This window comes from Burkholderia sp. Bp9090 (assembly GCF_003857985.1).
Classification (GTDB): Bacteria; Pseudomonadota; Gammaproteobacteria; order Burkholderiales; family Burkholderiaceae; genus Burkholderia.
On sequence record NZ_QTPV01000030.1, the window covers coordinates 15405 to 34764 of the forward strand.

General features: G+C 67.9%; 18 protein-coding genes. 12 read left to right on the plus strand and 6 right to left on the minus strand.

Going from position 1 to position 19360, the window contains the following annotated elements; genetic code table 11:
* Positions 1 to 10: 10 nt before the first annotated feature.
* Complete coding sequence (locus tag DIE16_RS24145; RefSeq protein WP_124893551.1) at positions 11 to 1687, minus strand: glycosyltransferase family 39 protein; 1677 nt, start codon at positions 1685 to 1687, stop codon at positions 11 to 13.
* Between the two features lie 135 nt (positions 1688 to 1822).
* Positions 1823 to 2197, minus strand: coding sequence for an Mth938-like domain-containing protein (locus DIE16_RS24150; RefSeq protein ID WP_006754746.1), 375 nt, complete (start codon positions 2195 to 2197; stop codon positions 1823 to 1825).
* 315 nt (positions 2198 to 2512) lie between these two features.
* On the opposite strand from DIE16_RS24150, the gene DIE16_RS24155 reads away from it, so the two are divergent.
* The 6 genes from DIE16_RS24155 (at position 2513) to DIE16_RS24185 (ending at position 9053) form a co-directional block, all read left to right on the plus strand.
* Positions 2513 to 3751: a pyridoxal phosphate-dependent aminotransferase gene (locus DIE16_RS24155; protein WP_124486277.1), complete on the plus strand. Its 1239-nt coding sequence runs from the start codon at positions 2513 to 2515 to the stop codon at positions 3749 to 3751.
* 54 nt (positions 3752 to 3805) lie between these two features.
* On the plus strand, positions 3806 to 5134 hold the full coding sequence (locus tag DIE16_RS24160; RefSeq protein WP_124893552.1) for a homoserine dehydrogenase: 1329 nt from the start codon (positions 3806 to 3808) through the stop codon (positions 5132 to 5134).
* Between the two features lie 14 nt (positions 5135 to 5148).
* The gene (gene thrC, locus DIE16_RS24165; protein ID WP_044847246.1) at positions 5149 to 6600 is read left to right on the plus strand and encodes a threonine synthase; all 1452 of its coding nucleotides are present in this window, start codon (positions 5149 to 5151) and stop codon (positions 6598 to 6600) included.
* Positions 6601 to 6892: 292 nt separating this feature from the next.
* Positions 6893 to 8140, plus strand: coding sequence for a gephyrin-like molybdotransferase Glp (glp, locus tag DIE16_RS24170; protein ID WP_124520209.1), 1248 nt, complete (start codon positions 6893 to 6895; stop codon positions 8138 to 8140).
* A 19-nt stretch (positions 8141 to 8159) separates the two neighbouring features.
* Positions 8160 to 8417: a molybdopterin converting factor subunit 1 gene (moaD, locus tag DIE16_RS24175; RefSeq protein ID WP_006758354.1), complete on the plus strand. Its 258-nt coding sequence runs from the start codon at positions 8160 to 8162 to the stop codon at positions 8415 to 8417.
* 159 nt (positions 8418 to 8576) lie between these two features.
* Positions 8577 to 9053 (plus strand): molybdenum cofactor biosynthesis protein MoaE, encoded by a 477-nt coding sequence (locus tag DIE16_RS24185; protein WP_124486280.1) that lies wholly within the window; start codon positions 8577 to 8579, stop codon positions 9051 to 9053.
* A 69-nt stretch (positions 9054 to 9122) separates the two neighbouring features.
* On the opposite strand, the gene DIE16_RS24190 is transcribed toward DIE16_RS24185, so the two are convergent.
* The gene (locus DIE16_RS24190; protein ID WP_044847249.1) at positions 9123 to 9683 is read right to left on the minus strand and encodes a group III truncated hemoglobin; all 561 of its coding nucleotides are present in this window, start codon (positions 9681 to 9683) and stop codon (positions 9123 to 9125) included.
* 265 nt (positions 9684 to 9948) lie between these two features.
* Here DIE16_RS24190 and DIE16_RS24195 point away from each other — a divergent pair, with 265 nt between their 5' ends.
* Positions 9949 to 10467 (plus strand): Rrf2 family transcriptional regulator, encoded by a 519-nt coding sequence (locus tag DIE16_RS24195; protein WP_124893553.1) that lies wholly within the window; start codon positions 9949 to 9951, stop codon positions 10465 to 10467.
* Between the two features lie 156 nt (positions 10468 to 10623).
* Entirely contained in the window at positions 10624 to 13221 is a 2598-nt protein-coding gene (gene clpB / locus DIE16_RS24200; RefSeq protein WP_044847251.1) for an ATP-dependent chaperone ClpB, read from the plus strand.
* A 122-nt stretch (positions 13222 to 13343) separates the two neighbouring features.
* Here clpB and DIE16_RS24205 read toward each other — a convergent pair whose 3' ends face one another.
* Both DIE16_RS24205 and DIE16_RS24210 read right to left on the minus strand, forming a co-directional pair.
* Positions 13344 to 13775 (minus strand): YidB family protein, encoded by a 432-nt coding sequence (locus DIE16_RS24205; RefSeq protein ID WP_124486282.1) that lies wholly within the window; start codon positions 13773 to 13775, stop codon positions 13344 to 13346.
* A gap of 88 nt (positions 13776 to 13863) precedes the next feature.
* On the minus strand, positions 13864 to 14487 hold the full coding sequence (locus tag DIE16_RS24210) for a helix-hairpin-helix domain-containing protein (protein ID WP_124893554.1): 624 nt from the start codon (positions 14485 to 14487) through the stop codon (positions 13864 to 13866).
* 286 nt (positions 14488 to 14773) lie between these two features.
* On the opposite strand from DIE16_RS24210, the gene DIE16_RS24215 reads away from it, so the two are divergent.
* Together DIE16_RS24215 and DIE16_RS24220 are read left to right on the plus strand one after the other, a co-directional pair.
* On the plus strand, positions 14774 to 15235 hold the full coding sequence (locus DIE16_RS24215; protein WP_124520211.1) for a MerR family transcriptional regulator: 462 nt from the start codon (positions 14774 to 14776) through the stop codon (positions 15233 to 15235).
* Positions 15219 to 15653 (plus strand): carboxymuconolactone decarboxylase family protein, encoded by a 435-nt coding sequence (locus DIE16_RS24220; RefSeq protein ID WP_124486285.1) that lies wholly within the window; start codon positions 15219 to 15221, stop codon positions 15651 to 15653. The genes DIE16_RS24215 and DIE16_RS24220 overlap by 17 nt, the downstream gene beginning before the upstream one ends.
* A gap of 37 nt (positions 15654 to 15690) precedes the next feature.
* Here the strand turns inward: DIE16_RS24220 and DIE16_RS24225 are convergent, their stop codons facing one another.
* Positions 15691 to 17622: a sigma-54-dependent Fis family transcriptional regulator gene (locus DIE16_RS24225; RefSeq protein WP_124893555.1), complete on the minus strand. Its 1932-nt coding sequence runs from the start codon at positions 17620 to 17622 to the stop codon at positions 15691 to 15693.
* 522 nt (positions 17623 to 18144) lie between these two features.
* Between DIE16_RS24225 and DIE16_RS24230 the strand changes: the two genes are divergently transcribed.
* Complete coding sequence (locus DIE16_RS24230; RefSeq protein ID WP_124893556.1) at positions 18145 to 19203, plus strand: ATP-NAD kinase family protein; 1059 nt, start codon at positions 18145 to 18147, stop codon at positions 19201 to 19203.
* Complete coding sequence (locus DIE16_RS36725; protein WP_185735511.1) at positions 19191 to 19343, plus strand: hypothetical protein; 153 nt, start codon at positions 19191 to 19193, stop codon at positions 19341 to 19343. Before DIE16_RS24230 ends, DIE16_RS36725 begins: the two co-directional genes overlap by 13 nt.
* The last annotated feature ends 17 nt before the right edge of the window (positions 19344 to 19360 follow it).

Consider the following 19360-nt stretch of genomic DNA (forward strand, 5'->3'; position numbering starts at 1 on the left):
GCGGGCGTCCTTACGATTGCGGTTTCTCGACGATCATGCGGCGGTTGTCGCGCGCGATCACGCGCATCGGCACGCCTTGCCTGACCAGCGTGTCGTACTGGCCGGGCGGCATGATCGCGAGCGCATGGGTGTCCTGCTTCCAGCGTTCGATCCATTGGTCGACGGTCGGGATCCACTTGTCCGGCTCGACCGAGATGCCGAATGCGAGCTCGTCCTGGCGCTGGACCATGATCGTCGTGTGGCCCATATAGAACGGGAACGTGTGATCGAGCATCTCGATCGAGTAGAACGGCGTGTCGGGCGGCAGCTTCGCCAGTTCGGCGCGCACGGCGGGCGCGAGCAGCGCGCCCGAGCTGTAGCGGCCGAATTCGTCGTGACCGGTGCCGCCGATCGTGCCGAACGCGAGCCACGCGGCGCCGAACGCGATGATCGCGGCCGCGACGCCCACGCGGCGGTTCAGCCAGGCGGCCGCGAGCGTCAGCGCGCCCGCGACCGCGAGGCCCGCGTACAGCCACACCTGGAACGCACGATACAGCGCGTTCGGCGTGCGGGCGTCGCCCTGATACGCGAGAAAGATGATCCCGAACGCCGCGACGACGAAGAACACGAGGTAGCCGAGCAGGTGGCGGCGGAACCGGTCGGCGTTCATCAGCGGCAGGTACGCGCCGATGATCAGCGCGAGCGCCGGCGCGACCGGCAGCACGTACGAGATCAGTTTCGAGTGCGACGTGCTGAAGAACAGGAAGATGAACGCGCTCCAGATCAGCAGCACGAGCATCGGCGAGAAGCCGTTCGGCTGGCGCGGCATGCGCAGCGCGTGGCGGATGCTCTGCCACGCGACCGACAGCCACGGCAGGAAGCCGACCAGCAGTACCGGCACGAAATAGTAGAACGGGCCCGGGCGGTTCTGCTCCGGGGTCAGGTAACGGCGGAACTGCTGGACGATGAAGAAGAAATTGAAGAACTCGGGGTTGCGCTGCTGGACGAGCACGAACCACGGCGTGACGATCGCGAAGAAGATCACGAGGCCGCTGACCAGGTAGAGTCGCTTCCACAGTGCCCAGTCGCGGGCGATCAGCGTATAGAGCACCAGTACGGCGCCGGGCAGGATCAGGCCGACGAGGCCCTTGGACAGCACGGCGAACGCCATCGCGGCCCAGCACGCCCACATCCAGCCGCGAACCGCGCCCGCCGGCAGCCCGGGCCGCTGCGCGAGCAGCAGCGAGCAGAGCGACAGCGCCATCCAGAACGCGAGCCCCATGTCGAGGGCGTTGAAGTGGCCCATCAGGTTCCAGTACGGCGAGCACGCGAGCACGACGGCCGCGAGCAAGCCGGACAACGGGTTGAACAGGCGCGCGCCCGTGAAGCCGACCAGCAGCACGCCGGCGAAGCTGGCGAGGCCCGTGTACAGGCGCGCCTGCCATTCGCCGATGCCGAACCAGGCGAACGTCAGCGCGTTCAGCCAGGTCTGCAGCGGCGGCTTCTCGAAATACTTGTAGCCGTTGTAGCGCGGCGTGATCCAGTCGCCGGTGACGAACATTTCCCGCGCCATTTCCGCGTAGCGGCCTTCGTCGCTCGGGATCAGGTGGCGCAGCCCGAGCGGCGCGAACCAGACGATCGCGAGCGCGACGAGCAGGAGGACGAGCGTGATGCGATTGAGCGGTAGCCTCGACGGCGTATCGTTCATGAATTTTCAGCCTGTTGGTTGTTGTAAGCGCCGCCGGCGGGTCGCGCCGGCGGCGGCCGGCTTGCCGGTTGCCGATCCGCGTGATGATCCGGGGATCGACCCGGTGTGCCGGCCCGAGTTTTACCGCATCGGGGATTAACGTTCAATTAAGAGCGCGGCGGCCACTTTGCGGCCCTCGGCCATCAGGATGTTGTAGGTCCGGCAGGCGGCCTGGAAATCCATCGTCTCGACGCCGATCCGCTTGGCCGTCAGCGCGGCCACGAGGCGGGGGTGCGGGAAGCGCAGCCGCGCGCCGCTGCCGAAGATCACGAGTTCGGGGGCCGGGTCGAGCAGCATCGCGAAATGCTCGGGCGCGAGCGCGTCGAACGACGACACGGGCCAGTCCCGCACCGGTGCGCCGGGCAGCACGATGACGCTCCCTTCGTGGCGTTGGAGGTTGACGTCGACATAATCGGGGCCGTAGCCGGTGACGGTGTTGAGCGCGCCGCTCGTGTCCTGGTGCAGTTTCAAATCGGTATTCCGCGGTTCCGTGGAGGGGAGGTCTGGCAAGGGCCGCACGGGCCCGGGCGGCCGTTTCGCGACCGGCGCACGCGGGACGCCTGACGGCGCGGGCCCGGAGCGGCCATGGTGCATTGCGAAAGTTGGCCAAAATCCGCTAAATTATAACTTTTTGGTCGCCCCCGGGCGCCACTTGCATCGTGCGTTGCCACAAGCCGCGTCCGACTGCCCGCATTTTCCCCAGTCTAGACAGCGCGCATAGACCAGCCGCTCTCCAGTTTTGATCCCGTCCCCCGGCCGCAAGGCCAACCCAGGAACCGTGTCGTCGTGAAACCGATTCAGAAGTCGAACAAGCTGCTCAACGTCTGCTACGACATCCGTGGCCCGGTGCTCGAGCACGCGAAGCGCCTCGAGGAAGAAGGCCACCGCATCATCAAGCTGAACATCGGCAACCTCGCGCCGTTCGGTTTCGACGCGCCGGACGAAATCATCCAGGACATGATCCGCAACCTGCCGGCGTCGTCCGGCTATTCGGATTCGAAGGGCGTGTTCTCGGCCCGCAAGGCCGTGATGCACTACACGCAGCAAAAGGGCGTCGTCGGTGTCGGCCTCGACGACATCTACATCGGCAACGGCGCGTCCGAGCTGATCGTGATGGCGACCCAGGCGCTGCTGAACGACGGCGACGAAGTGCTGCTGCCGGCGCCCGACTACCCGCTGTGGACGGCCGCCGTGAGCCTGTCGGGCGGCACGCCCGTGCACTACGTGTGCGACGAGCAGAACGCGTGGATGCCCGACCTCGACGACATCCGCCGCAAGATCACGCCGAACACCAAGGCGATCGTCGTGATCAACCCGAACAACCCGACCGGCGCGCTTTATTCCGACGAATTGCTGCTCGAATTGCTCGAGATCGCGCGTCAGCACGGGCTGATCGTGTTCGCCGACGAGGTCTACGACAAGATCGTCTACGACGGGCTCGAGCACACGGCGCTGGGCTCGCTGTCGGAAGACGTGATCACCGTCACGTTCAACAGCCTGTCGAAAAGCTATCGCTCGTGCGGCTACCGCGCGGGCTGGATGGCCGTGTCGGGCCTCGGCGGCGACAACCGCCGGCGCGCGAAGGATTACCTGGAAGGCCTCGGGATCCTGTCGTCGATGCGCCTGTGCGCGAACGTGCCCGGGCAGTTCGCGATCCAGACCGCGCTCGGCGGCTACCAGAGCATCAACGAGCTGATCGTGCCGAGCGGGCGCCTCTTCAAGCAGCGCGAGCTCGCGTACGACATGCTCACGTCGATTCCCGGCGTGACCTGCGTGAAGCCACAGGCCGCGCTGTACATGTTCCCGCGCCTCGATCCGAAGCTTTATCCGATCCAGAACGACCAGCAGTTCATCCTCGACCTGTTGCTCGAGGAACGCGTGCTGCTCGTGCAGGGGACGGGCTTCAACTGGGCGGCGCCGGATCACTTCCGCGTGGTCTTCCTGCCGAACCTCGACGACCTGACCGATTCGATCAACCGGATCGCGCGCTTCCTCGACGGCTACCGCAAGCGTCATTCGGTCTGAGCGGACAGCGTCCCCCGGCATTCATTCAATTCTTACTCATCGATCACACGCAGCATGGAACCGATCAAAGTTGGCCTGTTGGGCTTCGGCACCGTCGGCAGCGGCACCTTCACGGTGCTGCACCGCAACCAGGAAGAAATCAAGCGACGCGCGGGGCGCGGCATCGAGATCGCGCGCATTGCCGTGCGCAATCCGGCCAAGGCGCAGGCCGCGCTCGGCGGTAACGCCGGCGCCGCGCAGATCACCGACGATTTCAACGCGGTCGTCGACGATCCGTCGATCTCGATCATCGCCGAGATGATCGGCGGCACGGGCATCGCACGCGAGCTCGTGCTGCGCGCGATCGCGAACGGCAAGCACGTCGTGACGGCGAACAAGGCGCTGCTCGCGGTACACGGCACCGAGATCTTCGAGGCCGCGCGCGAGAAGGGCGTGATGGTGGCGTTCGAGGCGGCCGTCGCCGGCGGCATCCCGATCATCAAGGCGCTGCGCGAAGGCCTGACCGCGAATCGCATCCAGTACATCGCCGGCATCATCAACGGCACGACGAACTACATCCTGTCGGAAATGCGTGACCGCGGCCTCGACTTCGCGACCGCGCTGAAGGCCGCGCAGGAGCTCGGCTATGCGGAAGCCGATCCGACCTTCGACATCGAAGGCGTCGACGCCGCGCACAAGGCGACCATCATGAGCGCGATCGCGTTCGGCGTGCCGGTCCAGTTCGACCGTGCCTACGTCGAAGGCATCAGCAAGCTCGACGCGACCGACATCCGCTACGCGGAAGAGCTCGGCTACCGGATCAAGCTGCTCGGCATCGCGCGCCGCGCCGAAAACGGCATCGAGCTGCGCGTGCACCCGACGCTGATTCCGGAGAAGCGCCTGCTCGCGAACGTCGAGGGCGCGATGAACGCGGTCGTCGTGCACGGCGACGCGGTCGGCACGACGCTGTACTACGGCAAGGGCGCGGGCGCGGAACCGACCGCGTCGGCGGTCGTCGCGGATCTCGTCGACGTCACGCGCCTGCACACGGCCGACCCAGAGCATCGCGTGCCGCATCTCGCGTTCCAGCCGGACAGCCTGTCGAACACGCCGATCCTGCCGATCGAGGAAGTGACGAGCGGCTACTACCTGCGCCTGCGCGTGGCCGACCAGACCGGCGTGCTCGCGGACATCACGCGCATCCTCGCCGCCACGGGCATCTCGATCGACGCGCTGCTGCAGAAGGAATCGGAGCAGGTCGACGACGCGAACGGCGAAACCGACATCATCCTGATCACGCACGAGACGCTCGAGAAGCACGTGAACGCGGCGATCGCGCAGATCGAAAACCTCGCGACGGTGGTCTCGAAGGTGACGAAGCTGCGCATGGAAGCGCTGAACTGAGGACCAGGAACGACATGAACTACATCTCCACGCGCGGCGCCGGCATCGGCGAGCGCCACACGTTCTCCGACATCCTGCTCGGCGGCCTTGCGAAGGACGGCGGGCTGTACCTGCCGGCCGAATACCCGCAGGTGTCGGCCGACGAACTTGCGCGCTGGCGCACGCTGCCGTACGCGGATCTCGCGTTCGAGATCCTGTCGAAGTTCTGCGACGACGTGCCGGCCGACGACCTGCGCGCGATCACGCGCCGCACCTATACGGCCGCCGTATACAGCAACACGCGCCACGGTGAGAACGCGTCCGACATCACGCCGCTGAAGACGCTCGGCACCGAGAACGGCGCGGCGCTGTCGCTGCTCGAACTGTCGAACGGCCCGACGCTCGCGTTCAAGGACATGGCGATGCAGCTGCTCGGCAACCTGTTCGAGTACACGCTCGCGAAGCACGGCGAAGCGCTGAACATCCTCGGCGCGACGTCGGGCGACACCGGCAGCGCGGCCGAGTACGCGATGCGCGGCAAGGCAGGCGTGCGCGTGTTCATGCTGTCGCCGCACAAGAAGATGAGCGCGTTCCAGACCGCCCAGATGTTCAGCCTGCAGGATCCGAACATCTTCAACCTCGCGGTCGAAGGCGTGTTCGACGACTGCCAGGACATCGTGAAGGCTGTCTCGAACGATCACGCGTTCAAGGCGCAGCAGAAGATCGGCACGGTCAACTCGATCAACTGGGCGCGCGTCGTCGCGCAGGTCGTGTACTACTTCAAGGGCTATTTCGCGGCGACGACGTCGAACGACGAGCGCGTGTCGTTTACGGTGCCGTCGGGCAACTTCGGCAACGTCTGCGCGGGTCACATCGCGCGGATGATGGGCCTGCCCATCGCGAAGCTCGTGGTCGCGACCAACGAGAACGACGTGCTCGACGAGTTCTTCCGCACCGGCGCATACCGCGTGCGCAGCGCGGAAAACACCTATCACACGAGCAGCCCGAGCATGGACATCTCGAAGGCATCGAACTTCGAGCGCTTCGTGTTCGACCTGCTCGGCCGCGATCCGGCCCGCGTGATGCAGCTGTTCCGCGACGTCGAGGAGAAGGGCGGTTTCGATCTCGCGGCGAGCGGCGATTTCGCGCGCGTCGCCGAGTTCGGCTTCGTGTCGGGCCGCAGCAGCCACACGGACCGTATCGCGACGATCCGCGACGTGTTCTCGCGCTACGACACGATGATCGATACGCACACGGCCGACGGCGTGAAGGTCGCGCGCGAGCATCTCGACGCGGGCGTGCCGATGGTCGTGCTCGAGACGGCCCAGCCGATCAAGTTCGGCGAGACGATCCGCGAAGCGCTCGATCGCGAGGCCGAGCGGCCGGCTGCATTCGACGGGCTCGAGGCGCTGCCGCAGCGTTTCGAGGTCGTGAAGGCCGACGCGCAGCAGGTGAAGGACTTCATCGTCGCGCATACGGGCGCATGACGTAGCACCGGGGTAGCACCGTGCCGCGGGGTCGCAAGCCCGTCGGCGCAGCACGGCCGGAATGCCGATTCGTCGCACGGATCGGGGTTCCGGCCGTTTTGTTTGGGTTGGGCCGCGGCCGCGCACGGGCGCGCCGTCCGACGGCGCGCGAATCGAAACAAGTAAATCGAAACGAGTGCCAGTGCCGCGTGTTCGCGCCGATCACAGTTGCCGCATGTCCGGCATATCGCGCGTGGGCGCGACGGCGTCGCTACAATGACGTATTGACTCCAACGTTTCCCCGATTCCATCGATGTCGAATCCGAATCCCGCGGCGCCGCGCGCGCCGATGCTGTCGACCGCCGAGGCGCTCGCCGCGCTGCTCGAAGCCGCGAAGCCGTTGCCCGGCGCCGAAACCGTCGCCACGCTCGACGCGCTCGGCCGCGTGCTGGCGGCCGACGTGAGTTCGCCGCTCGACGTGCCGCCGATGCATACGAGCGCGATGGACGGCTACGCGGTGCGCGTCGCCGACCTGCTGCACGGCGAGCGGCGCCTGCCGGTGTCGCAGCGGATTCCGGCCGGCCATCCGGCCGCGCCGCTCGCGGCGGGCACGGCCGCGCGGATCTTCACCGGCGCGACGGTGCCGCCCGGCGCCGACGCCGTCGTGATGCAGGAACAGACGTCGGCCGACGGCGATGCGGTCGAGATCCTGCACACGCCGAAGGCCGGTGAATGGATCACCGCGCAGGGCGCGGACATCCGCCAGGGTTCGGTGATCCTGCCGTCCGGCACGCGGCTCACGCCGCAGGCGCTCGGGCTGGCCGCGTCGGTCGGCTGCGCGCAGCTGTCGGTCGCGCGGCGGATTCGCGTCGCGGTGTTCTTCACCGGCGACGAACTGACGATGCCGGGCGAGCCGCTGAAGCCCGGCGCGATCTACAACTCGAACCGCTTCACGCTGCGCGGGCTGCTCGAGCGGCTCGGTTGCCACGTGACCGATTACGGGATCGTGCCCGACTCGCTCGCGGCGACCCGCGACACGCTGCGCGAGGCCGCGCGCGATCACGACGTGATCCTGACAAGCGGCGGCGTATCGGTCGGCGACGAGGATCACGTGAAGCCGGCCGTCGAGGCCGAAGGGCGGCTCGCGCTGTGGCAGATCGCGATGAAGCCGGGCAAGCCGCTCGCGTTCGGCGCGGTGCGCCGCGGCGACGCGCGTCCCGACGCGCATTTCATCGGGCTGCCGGGCAACCCCGTGTCGAGCTTCGTCACGTTCCTGCTGTTCGTACGGCCGTTCCTGCTGCGCCTGTCCGGCGTGCGCGACGTCACGCCGCGCGCGCTGTCGCTGCGCGCGGACTTCTCGCAAGGCAAGGGCGACCGGCGCAACGAATTCCTGCGCGCGCGCGTCAACGCGGCCGGCGGCCTCGACCTGTTCCCGAACCAGAGCTCGGCGGTGCTGACGTCGACGGTCTGGGGCGACGGACTGATCGACAATCCGCCGCAGCACGCGATCAGCGCGGGCGAGACCGTGCGTTTCATTCCGTTTTCCGAATTGCTGTCGTAATACGACGGCTTCCCGACTTATGAAGATTCAGCTGAAATTCTTTGCAAGCGTGCGCGAGGCGCTGGGCGTGTCCGACGAGCAGGCCGACGTGCCGGACGGCGTGACGACCGTCGGCGACGTGCGCGCGTGGCTGCGCCTGCGCGGCGGCGCGTGGGCCGAAACGCTCGCCGAAGGGCGCGCGTTGCGCATGGCATGCAATCACGAGATGACCGATCCCGATACGCGGCTCACCGACGGTTGCGAGGTCGCGTTCTTTCCGCCGGTGACGGGCGGTTGAGCTTTGGATGGGAGCAGAGTAGGCGCTAAAGCGCTCTAACTCTGGTCGACCGCAAAGCATGGGAGCAGAGTAAGCGCTAAAGCGCCAACTCTGGTCGACCGCGAAGCATGGGACCCGAGTAAGCGCTAAAGCGCTAACTCTGGTCGACAGAGGCAGATGATGGCAACGATACGAATCCAGACCGACGACTTCGACCTGAACACCGAAGTCGCGGCACTGCGCGCGCGCAACCCGAAGATCGGCGCGGTCGCATGCTTCGTCGGCACCGTGCGCGACCTGAACGAAGGCGATTCGGTCGCCGCGATGGAACTCGAGCACTATCCGGGGATGACCGAGAAGGCGCTCGAGAAGATCGCCGCCGAGGCCGGCCGGCGCTGGCCCGGGATCGACGTCGCGATCGTGCACCGCGTCGGCCGGCTGCTGCCGCTCGACCAGATCGTGATGGTCGCGACGGTCGCGTCGCATCGCGGCGACGCGTTCGCGTCTTGCGAATTCGTGATGGACTACCTGAAGACCGAGGCGCCGTTCTGGAAGAAGGAAACAACGCCGGACGGCGAGCGCTGGGTCGATGCCCGCAGTACCGACGATGCGGCGCTCGCGCGCTGGGGCGTCGAATCGGGTAACACGCCGCGTTGAGCGCGGCGTTCGCATTGTGCGGCGATGTGCCGCAGGCGCTCGAGGGTTCGAGCGCAGCGAATCGTCGTGTCAGGCGTCCGGATCCGTGCCGCGTCCGATGATCCTCGTCGGAAACGGCTCGCCGCGGGCGCGTGACGGCAGCGCATGCGGATCGTCGCCCGTGTCGCGGCGGCGCGGCGCGATCGCGTCGAGCAGCGCCTGCTGCTCGGGCGGAATCGGGTAATCCCAGCCGAAGCGGCTCAACTGCAGGCTCTGCGCGATCCGCAGCGCGGGCTCCATGAAGCGGATGGCCGCGGGCGGCGTGTAGCGCCCCTCGACGGTCTTCAGGAACAGCGACAGCCAGCGGCTGAAATGCGCGGGCTCGATCCCGTCGAGCGGCTGGTGCGCCTGCTGCACGTTGCCGCGATAGCTCTTGGTGCCGAGCACGAGGCTCGACCAGAAGCTCACCATCTTCGGCAGATGGTCGTCCCAGCGGCCGTCCAGCTTCGCGTCGAACACGGGGCCCAGCAGCGGATCGGCGCGCACGCGGTCGTAGAACGCGTACACGAGGTCGCGGATGTTGTCTTCGGTCGGTTCGGCGTCGCGCAGGCGGGCCGGAGCGGTATCGGGCGTGGCGGGCAGGGCGGTCATGGCAAAAAAGGGCCGGGAAATTCAGGGTATCGGTGACGTGTCGGCGGAACGATGGCGCGGGCAACGCGCAGGACGCCGACGGGATTTTGACGCAAAATAGCGTCCACCCCTGCCTGAAAAATGCGCAAATTTCATGCATCTTATTGCGCGCAGGCCGTCCCGGCAACCCGGCGTCGTGGGTGGCCTCGACAGCCGCCCCCGCGCGCGTTCCGATCGACCCGCTTCGCCCGAGCGGGGCACGATCGACGATTTTCCGTATCTGCTCATGAGACTCACCGACTACACCGACTACTCGCTGCGCGTCATGTTGTATCTCGCCGTGCGCGGCGAGGGGCTCGCGACGATCCAGGAGATCTCGGACGCCTACGACATCTCGAAGAACCATCTGATGAAAGTCGTGCAGCAGCTCGGCGAGCTCGGCTGGGTCGACACCGTGCGCGGCCGCAACGGCGGGCTGCGGCTGTTCCCCGAATCGCTGAAGCTGACGGTCGGCCAGGTGGTGCGCGCGACCGAAAACGATTTCGCGCTGGTCGGCTGCTTCGTGGCCGACGGCGACGAGGCGCGCGGCTGCGTGATCGAGCCGCAGTGCCGCCTGAAAGGTGTGCTGGCGGCCGCGCGCGACGCATTCTTCGCCGAGCTCGACCGCCACACGCTCGGCGAGCTGAGCGTGCCCGCGTCGCCGCTCGCCGCGCTGCTGGGCATTCGTCCGATCGCGCGGGTGCGCGCCGAATCGTCCGGGGATGACGCGCCGGCGGCCGCCGAATCGTCGTCGAGGGGCGACTGACACGCCGGCGCCATCCCCGCCGTCCGCGCTGCGGCCCGCCCACAGGCCGGCGGGTCGCCGCCCGGCGATTTTTGCGTTGAATCAACCCGAATTCCGCTTGAAACCCGTATAACCATCCTCATCTTGGTGTTAATCGAAAATTGGAGGTCTCACCAAATGAGAATCGACAAGCTCACCACCAAGTTCCAGGAAGCACTCTCTGACGCGCAAAGCCTCGCGGCAGGCCGCGACAATCAATACATCGAACCCGTTCACGTGCTGGCGGCGCTGGTCGCGCAGCAGGACGGCTCCGCCCGCTCGCTGATGTCGCGCGCGGGCGTTCACGTGCAGGCGCTGCAAGGCGCGCTGAACGAAGCCATTTCGCGCCTGCCGCAAGTGACGGGCACGGGCGGCGACATCCAGATCGGCCGGGAGCTGGCCGGGCTGCTGAACCAGGCCGACAAGGAAGCGCAGAAGCTCAACGACACGTTCATCGCGAGCGAGATGTTCCTGCTCGCCGTGTCCGACGACAAGGGCGAAGCCGGCAAGCTGGCCCGCCAGCACGGCCTCACGCGCAAGGCGCTCGAAGCCGCGATCGCCGCGGTGCGCGGCGGCTCGCAGGTGCACAGCCAGGACGCGGAAAGCCAGCGCGAGGCGCTGAAGAAATACACGGTCGACCTGACCGAGCGCGCCCGCGCGGGCAAGCTCGATCCGGTGATCGGCCGCGACGACGAAATCCGCCGTTCGATCCAGATCCTGCAGCGCCGCACCAAGAACAACCCGGTGCTGATCGGCGAGCCGGGCGTCGGCAAGACCGCGATCGTCGAAGGGCTCGCGCAGCGGATCGTCAACGGCGAAGTGCCGGAGACGCTGAAGGGCAAGCGCGTGCTGTCGCTCGACATGGCCGCGCTGCTCGCCGGCGCGAAGTATCGCGGCGAGTTCGAGGAGCGCCTGAAGGCCGTGCTCAACGACATCGCGAAGGACGAAGGCCAGACGATCGTGTTCATCGACGAGATTCACACGATGGTCGGTGCCGGCAAGGCCGAAGGCGCGATGGACGCGGGCAACATGCTGAAGCCGGCGCTGTCGCGCGGCGAGCTGCACTGCATCGGCGCGACCACGCTCGACGAATACCGCAAGTACATCGAGAAGGATGCCGCGCTCGAGCGCCGCTTCCAGAAGGTGCTCGTCGACGAGCCGAGCGTCGAGGCGACGATCGCGATCCTGCGCGGGCTGCAGGAGAAGTACGAACTGCACCACGGCGTCGACATCACCGACCCGGCGATCGTCGCCGCGGCCGAGCTGTCGCATCGCTACATCACCGATCGTTTCCTGCCGGACAAGGCAATCGACCTGATCGACGAGGCTGCGTCGAAGATCAAGATGGAAATCGATTCGAAGCCCGAAGAGATGGACAAGCTCGATCGCCGGCTGATCCAGCTGAAGATCGAGCGCGAGGCCGTGAAGAAGGAGCAGGACGAAGCGTCGCAGAAGCGCCTGCAGCTGATCGAGGAAGAGATCGAGCGGCTCGGCCGCGAATATGCTGACCTGGAAGAGATCTGGACCGCCGAGAAGGCCGCGGTGCAGGGCAGCGCGCAGCTCAAGGAAGAGATCGAGAAGGTGCGCGCCGACATCGCGCGTCTGCAGCGGGAAGGCAAGCTGGAGAAGGTCGCCGAGCTGCAGTACGGCAAGCTGCCGCAACTCGAGTCGCGACTGAAGCAGGTCACGCAGGCCGAAGAGCAGGAGCAGCACAACCCGACGCGTCCGCGGCTGCTCCGCACGCAGGTCGGCGCCGAAGAAATCGCGGAAGTCGTGTCGCGCGCAACCGGGATTCCGGTGTCGCGGATGATGCAGGGCGAACGCGAGAAGCTGCTGCACATCGAGGAGAAGCTGCACGAGCGCGTGGTCGGCCAGGACGAGGCGATCAGCGCGGTCGCGGATGCGATCCGTCGTTCGCGCGCGGGTCTCGCCGATCCGAACCGTCCGTACGGCTCGTTCCTGTTCCTCGGCCCGACGGGGGTCGGCAAGACCGAGCTGTGCAAGGCGCTGGCGTCGTTCCTGTTCGATTCCGAAGAGCACCTGATCCGCATCGACATGAGCGAGTTCATGGAGAAGCACAGCGTCGCGCGGCTGATCGGCGCGCCGCCGGGCTACGTCGGCTACGAGGAAGGCGGCTACCTGACGGAAGCCGTGCGCCGCAAGCCGTACAGCGTGATCCTGCTCGACGAGATCGAGAAGGCGCATCCGGACGTGTTCAACGTGCTGCTGCAGGTGCTCGACGACGGCCGCATGACCGACGGGCAGGGGCGTACGGTCGACTTCAAGAACACGGTGATCGTGATGACGTCGAACCTCGGCTCGCAGGTGATCCAGGCGATGACGGGTTCGCCGCAGGAAGAGATCAAGGACGCCGTGTGGCTCGAAGTGAAGCAGCACTTCCGTCCGGAGTTCCTGAACCGGATCGACGACGTCGTCGTGTTCCACGCGCTCGATCGCAGCAACATCGAGTCGATCGCGAAGATCCAGCTCGCGCGCCTGCACGACCGGCTCGCGAAGCTCGACATGGCGCTCGACGTGTCGCCGGCGGCGCTCGAGCAGATCGCGAAGGTCGGCTACGATCCGGTGTTCGGCGCGCGGCCGCTGAAGCGCGCGATCCAGCAGGAGATCGAGAACCCGGTCGCGAAGCTGATCCTCGCGGGCCGCTTCGGTCCGAAGGACGTGATCCCGGTCGACGTCAACGACGGCCAGTTCGTGTTCGACCGCGTCGTGCACTGATCGCCGGCAATCGGCCGCGTGTCCGGTTCGCGCCGGGCACGCAAAAACAAACACCCCGCTCAGGCGGGGTGTTTGCATATGGGGCGGCCGAAACCGCCGACGAGGCCGTCAGCCGGCGCGGCTCAGGCCTGCTTGTTGCCGCCGAACATGCCGGCGAGCTGCGTGAGCGTGCCCAGCACGTTCGACGTGTCGATCTGGCCGCCGGCCGGCACTTCGCCGTTCGGCGTCGCGCTGTTGACGACGTGCGGCAGCACCTGCGCGAGGATCGACGAGGCCTGGCCCGGATCGATGCCGATCTTGCTGGCGAGCGAACCGACGACGTCCGAGCCGAGCACGTTCTGCAGCGTGTCGGGCGAGATCGGCTGGTTTTCGCCGGTGCCGACCCACGAGCCGATCACGTCGCCGGCGCCGCCTTTCTGGAACTTCTCGATCAGGCCGTTCAGCCCGCCCGGCTGGTTGTTGATGAATTCGAGCGCGGTCGCGATCAGCGCGCTTTGCGAGTTGCCGCCGGCCTGGCCGCCGAGCAGACCGCCAACGATATCGAGGAGACCCATGGTTCTTCACCTTTACTGAAAAGGGCGCCGTGACGACGGCGCCCGTTGATCGAATGCCGCGCGCACGCCATCGCGCACGCGGCGCACATCAGGCGCCCGACGCCGCGGCGGCGGAGGCTGCCTTGTCCTTCTTGCTCTTCTTCTTCGAACCCTTCGTCGCCTTCGTGGACGACGCTGCGGCCGGCGCGTTCGCGCCCGCGCCCGCGCCCGCGTCGGCGGAGGCCGCCGCGGCAGCGGCCGCCTTGTCCTTTTTCGAGGCGCGCTTGCCCTTGGCCGGCTTGGTCGCCGCTTCCGGAGCGCTCGCGGCCGGTGCAGGTGCCGCAGCCGTCGTGCCGGCCGTCGCGGTCGTCGACGTCGGAGCGGTGCCTGCCGGCGTCGTGGCCGACGTGGTCGACGAGGTCGTCGCGGCCGGCTTCGACAGCTTCACGCCCTTCGGCGGCGTCGACGAGCCGCCGATCGTCAGGCCGTTTTCCTCGAGATGCCCGACCGACTTCGTGCCGAGACCCTTCACGCGGTTCGCGAGATCGTCCGCGTCCTTGAACGGGCCATTCTTGGTGCGTTCGTCGATGATCGCCTTCGACTTCACGGGGCCGAGGCCCTTCACCGATTCGAGCGCGGCCTGGTCGGCCGTGTTGACTTCGACGGCCGCGGCGAGGCCGGCGGCAAGCGACAGCGATAGCGCGACGAACAGCATCAGCAGCTTTTTCAGCATGGCAAAGGCTCCCTGGTTCTGACGGATGAATGGCTGTTGCAACGGACGGCGGGGCGAGGCCTGGCCGGGCGTCGCCGTTAAGCATAGGACAAATGCGTGCCCTTTTTGAGACAGGCTGACCGAATCTTGCTGAAGGCTTGCGTCGCTGTAAAGACGGAAAGCCGTGTCGGGCGGTGGTTTTGACCATTCTTTACGGTGTCTGCGGCGGTGCTTTCGGATTGCCGCACTTGGCCGTGCGACAACGCTTGACTTAGAGTGAACTCTAACTCCTAACCTTGTTCCTGCCATGTCGAAAACCGTATCCAGATCCTCCACCGCCGGTCCGCTCACGATCGGGCAAGTCGCCGAACTGACCGGCGTGTCGACGCATACGCTGCGGTATTACGAGCAGGCCGGCCTGCTGCGCGCGATTTCGCGCACGGCGGCCGGGCACCGGCTCTACGCGCCGGCCGATCTTGACTGGCTGGGCTTCGTGATGCGCCTGAAGGCGACCGGCATGCCGATCGCGCAGATGCAGCAGTTCGCGGCGCTGCGTGCGCAAGGCGAGTCGACGTTCGGTGCGCGGCGGGACTTGCTGGTCGCGCATCGCGACGCGGTGCGCGCGCATATCGCGGAGTTGCAGGCAAGCCTCGACGCGATCGGCGACAAGATCACGTACTACGAGACGCAGGAACGCGAGACGGAACGACGGGCGAACCCTACTCACTCATTCTCGGAACAGGACGGACACCATGGAACGACTCGTTGAAGATCGCTATGCGCGCGGCTGGAACAAGCTGAAGGAAATCGACGGCGAAGTAGGCGAACGCGTGATCGCGTCGCTTGCGCCGATCGCGCCGGACTTCGGGCGGCTGATCGTCGAATTCGGTTTCGGCGACATCTACAGCCGGCCGCAGCTCGACCTGAAAGCGCGCGAGATCGCGACGATCGCCGCGCTGGCCGCGCTCGGCAACGCGCAGCCGCAACTGAAGGTGCATGTCGAGGCGGCGCTGAACGTCGGCTGCACGCGCGACGAGATCGTCGAGGTGTTCATGCAGATGGCCGTCTACGCGGGTTTTCCGGCCGCCCTCAACGCGTTGTTCGCCGCGCACGAGGTGTTCACGCGGCGCGATGAAGCGGCCGGTCGGGACGCCGGCACGACCGAAGCGGGCGCGCGCGCCGCGTGACGCGACGCGTGCCGACGCATCGCGCGAGCCCAATGCTTCAGAGGCGGTGCGGCGCGACGATCCGGTGTTTCGCGATCCGCCGGTACAACGTCGCGCGCGAGATGCCGAGCGCCTGCGCGGCAGCGTCCGGCCGCCAGCGATGCGCGGTGAGCGCCGCGACGATGCAGCCGCGTTCGTCGTCCGGCAGCGCGCCGGCCGGGCCCGCACCGAGCTGCGCGGCGAGATCGGCGGGCAGGTCGCGCCGCGTCACGCGTGCGGCGTCGCACACCGCGCACGCATAGCGCAGCACGTTGCGCAGCTGCCGCACGTTGCCGGGCCACGGATACGCGGCGAGCTGCTCGGCGAGCGTCGCGTCGAGCGTGAGCACATGGCCGGTCGCCTGCGCTTCCTCGGCGAACACCGCGGCGATCACGTCGCGCACGTCCGCGCGCTCGCGCAGCGGCGGCAGTTCGAACGTCGCGCCGCTCAGCCGGTAATACAGATCCTCGCGGAACGTGCCGTCGGCCACCATCCGCGCGAGATCGCGGTGCGTCGCGCAGATCACGTCGAGATCGACGCGCACCGGCGTATCGCTGCCGAGCGGGACGACCTCGCCGTCGGCGAGCACGCGCAGCAGGCGCGTCTGCAGCGTGAGCGGCATGTCGCCGATTTCGTCGAGGAACAGCGTGCCGCCGTCGGCGAGCGCGATCTTGCCGCGCGCGCCGTGCTTGCGCGCACCGGTGAACGCACCGGCCGCATAGCCGAACAGCTCGCTTTCGATCAGCGCCTCGGGCAGCGCGCCGCAGTTGACCGCGACGAACGGCCGTGTGCGTCGCGCACCGGCGTCGTGGATCGCGCGGGCGAACACTTCCTTGCCCGCGCCGGTTTCGCCGAGCACGAGAATCGGCAGCCGCTTGCTCGCGACACGCAGCGCGAGTTCGGCCTGCTGCGCGACCCGCGCGTCGCTGCTGTGCAGGAACGGCGTCAGCGCGCCGACGTGGCGCTGCGCGGTGCCGGGGCGGCGCGATGCCGGGGCGGCTCGTGCCGTGCCGGTTTCGCGGCCGGCGCGCCGTAGCGGCGCGCGCAGCCGTGCGTAGAGCGGGGCGCCGGTCGCGCGCAGCCGCAGCGCGACGATCGCATCGAGCCGCGCGGCGTCGCGCAGCGGCATCTCGGTCGCATCGAAGATCTCGTCGATATGGCGCGGTTCGCGCAGCGCCGGCAGCGCGTCGCGCGCCGTCCGGTTCGCGGCGACGATATTGCCGCATTCGTCGAACGCGATCAGCCATTCGGGCTGCGCCTCGACGTAGTGACGATTCGGATGCCCGAACAATATCCAGTGCTGCGCGGTGCTGTGCACGAAGTAGCCATCCTCGATCAGCGCCGCGCTCTGTCGCACGAGCTGGTACACGAGACGCTGGCTGTCGCGGCCGTCCGGCGACTGGACGGCCGACGCATCGAGCACGCCGATCAGTTCGCCGCCCGGCGCGAAGATCGGGGCCGCGCTGCAGGTGAGCGTGGTGAACGCCGCGCGGAAGTGGTCGGTCTTGTGCACGGTGATCGGCGCGAGATCGGTCAGCACGCTCGCGACGCCGCAGGTGCCTTCCTCGCTTTCCGACCAGCACGAGCCGATGTGCAGCCCCGCATGACGGAAGTCGTTGCGACGTTCGCGGTCGATCCGGTAATCGATCGTCACGCCGTGCGCGTCGGTCAGCATCACGCAGTAGTCGGCGACGCGAATCATGTCGTGCAGGCGTGTCAGGCACTGGCCCGATGCGCGCAGGAAGGCCTCCTCCTTGTCGCGCACCTCGCGCAGCTCGGCCGCGGTCAGCACGCGCGGGCCGATCGACGACGCCGGGTCGAGCGCGTAGCGCTCGAGCGAGCGCTGCCACGACGACACGAGACGCGCGGAATCGGCCGGCGCGGGCAGGCGTCCGGCGAGCGCGCCGAGCACACGGTCGGCGTGCTGGGCCTGGGGGACTGCGTAGGGCATGATCGGCTCCGGTTCCGTACGGCGGGGAATTCGATGTTCTTGTAGCACATCCGCTTGCGCGGATCACATTGCATCGCAGCACGCGCGCGGCGTGAGACGGTCGTCTCAGCGGTATCTCAGCCGGTCTCGCGCGGCTGAGACGCGCGGGCAGGCCGCGCGCAACGGTGGGCCGGCGCACGGCGGTGCGCGCCGCGCCGCGAGCCGCGTGGCTTGCCGGCGAAATTGCGGTCCGGATGAAGGCGCCGAAACCGGCGCGCCAGGGGTCGACCGCGTGAGACACACGGGCGGTTTCGCAGGGCGTCGGGCGCTCGCGGCAGCAGATGCCGATGCCTGGCGTACCGGCCGAGCCAGTCCGCACGCGGGTTTCGCGGTCATTGCACACACGGTGGCACGCCGCTTGCAGATGTCACGGGCAAGCCGGCGCAATCGCGTCGGCGACGACGATCCGCTGCCCTCGATGACGGCGGACGACACATGCAAGGCCGGCGCGCGAGCGCCGGCCCACTGGATGGAGACAAGCCCGTGACGACGCCCGTGACCGTCGGCGTGATCGCGAACCCCGCATCGGGGCGCGACATTCGCCGCCTGACGACGCATGCATCCGTATTCCCGACGGCGGAAAAGGCCAACATGGTCGTGCGCCTGCTCGCCGGCCTCGGTGCGATGGGCGTCGAGCGCGTGCTGACCTTGCGCGACAAGACGGGCATCGCGACGCTGCTGATGCGTGCGCTCGATACGCATCGCGCGGTCGCGCCGCACGAGCGCTGGCCCGACGTCGAATTCGTCGACCTGCCGATCTCGGACACCGTCGCCGACACGCAGGCCGGTGCCGCCTACATGCGACGGTTGGAAGTCGCGCTGATCGTCGTGCTCGGCGGCGACGGCACGCATCGCGCGGTCGCCGCGCATTGCGGCGCGACGCCGCTCGTCGCGCTGTCCACCGGCACCAACAATGCGTTTCCCGAACATCGCGAAGCGACCGTCGCGGGCGTCGCGGCAGGACTTGCCGCGACCGGCGCCGTGCCGGCGGAGGTCGCGTTCATGCGCAACAAGCGGCTCGTCGTGCGCTGCGCGGCGGGCGCGAACGCGGGGCGCGAGGAGATCGCGCTCGTCGACGTATGCGCGGCCGGCCAGCGCTTCATCGGTGCGCGCGCGATCTCGGGGCCCGACGACATCGACACGCTCTACCTGACGTTTGCGGAGCCGGACGGCATCGGCCTGTCCGCGCTCGGCGGCGCGTGGGCCCCGCTCGAGCGCAGCGCGCCGCACGGGCTCGCGATGCGCTTCGCCGCCGACGGCAAGACCGCCGGCACGCCGCTCGTCGCGCCGATCGCGCCCGGCCGCGTCGATCGTGTCGTGATGCGCAGCTGCGAGCGGCTCGAGCCGAATGCGTGGCAGACGATCCCGTTCGAGCACGGCACGCTCGCGTTCGACGGCGAGCGCGAGATCGAGGTCGCGCGCGGCGAGCGCTACGAGATCGCGCTCGACTGGCGCGGGCCGTTGACGGTCGATGTCGGCCGCACGCTGCGTTACGCGTCGTCGCGGCAGCTGTTGCGCGATGCCGGCGCGTGGCGCTTCTGATCGCGGCTTCGCGACGACATCTCGATCGGATTCCGAACCTTCTACAAGGAGACTTCGCCATGACAGCCCGTTTCGACGAACCGGTCGCCATCGCGCGCATGCGGGCCGCGCGCGTCGACGGGCGCTTCACGTTTCACTGACGGCCGCAGGGCCGCCA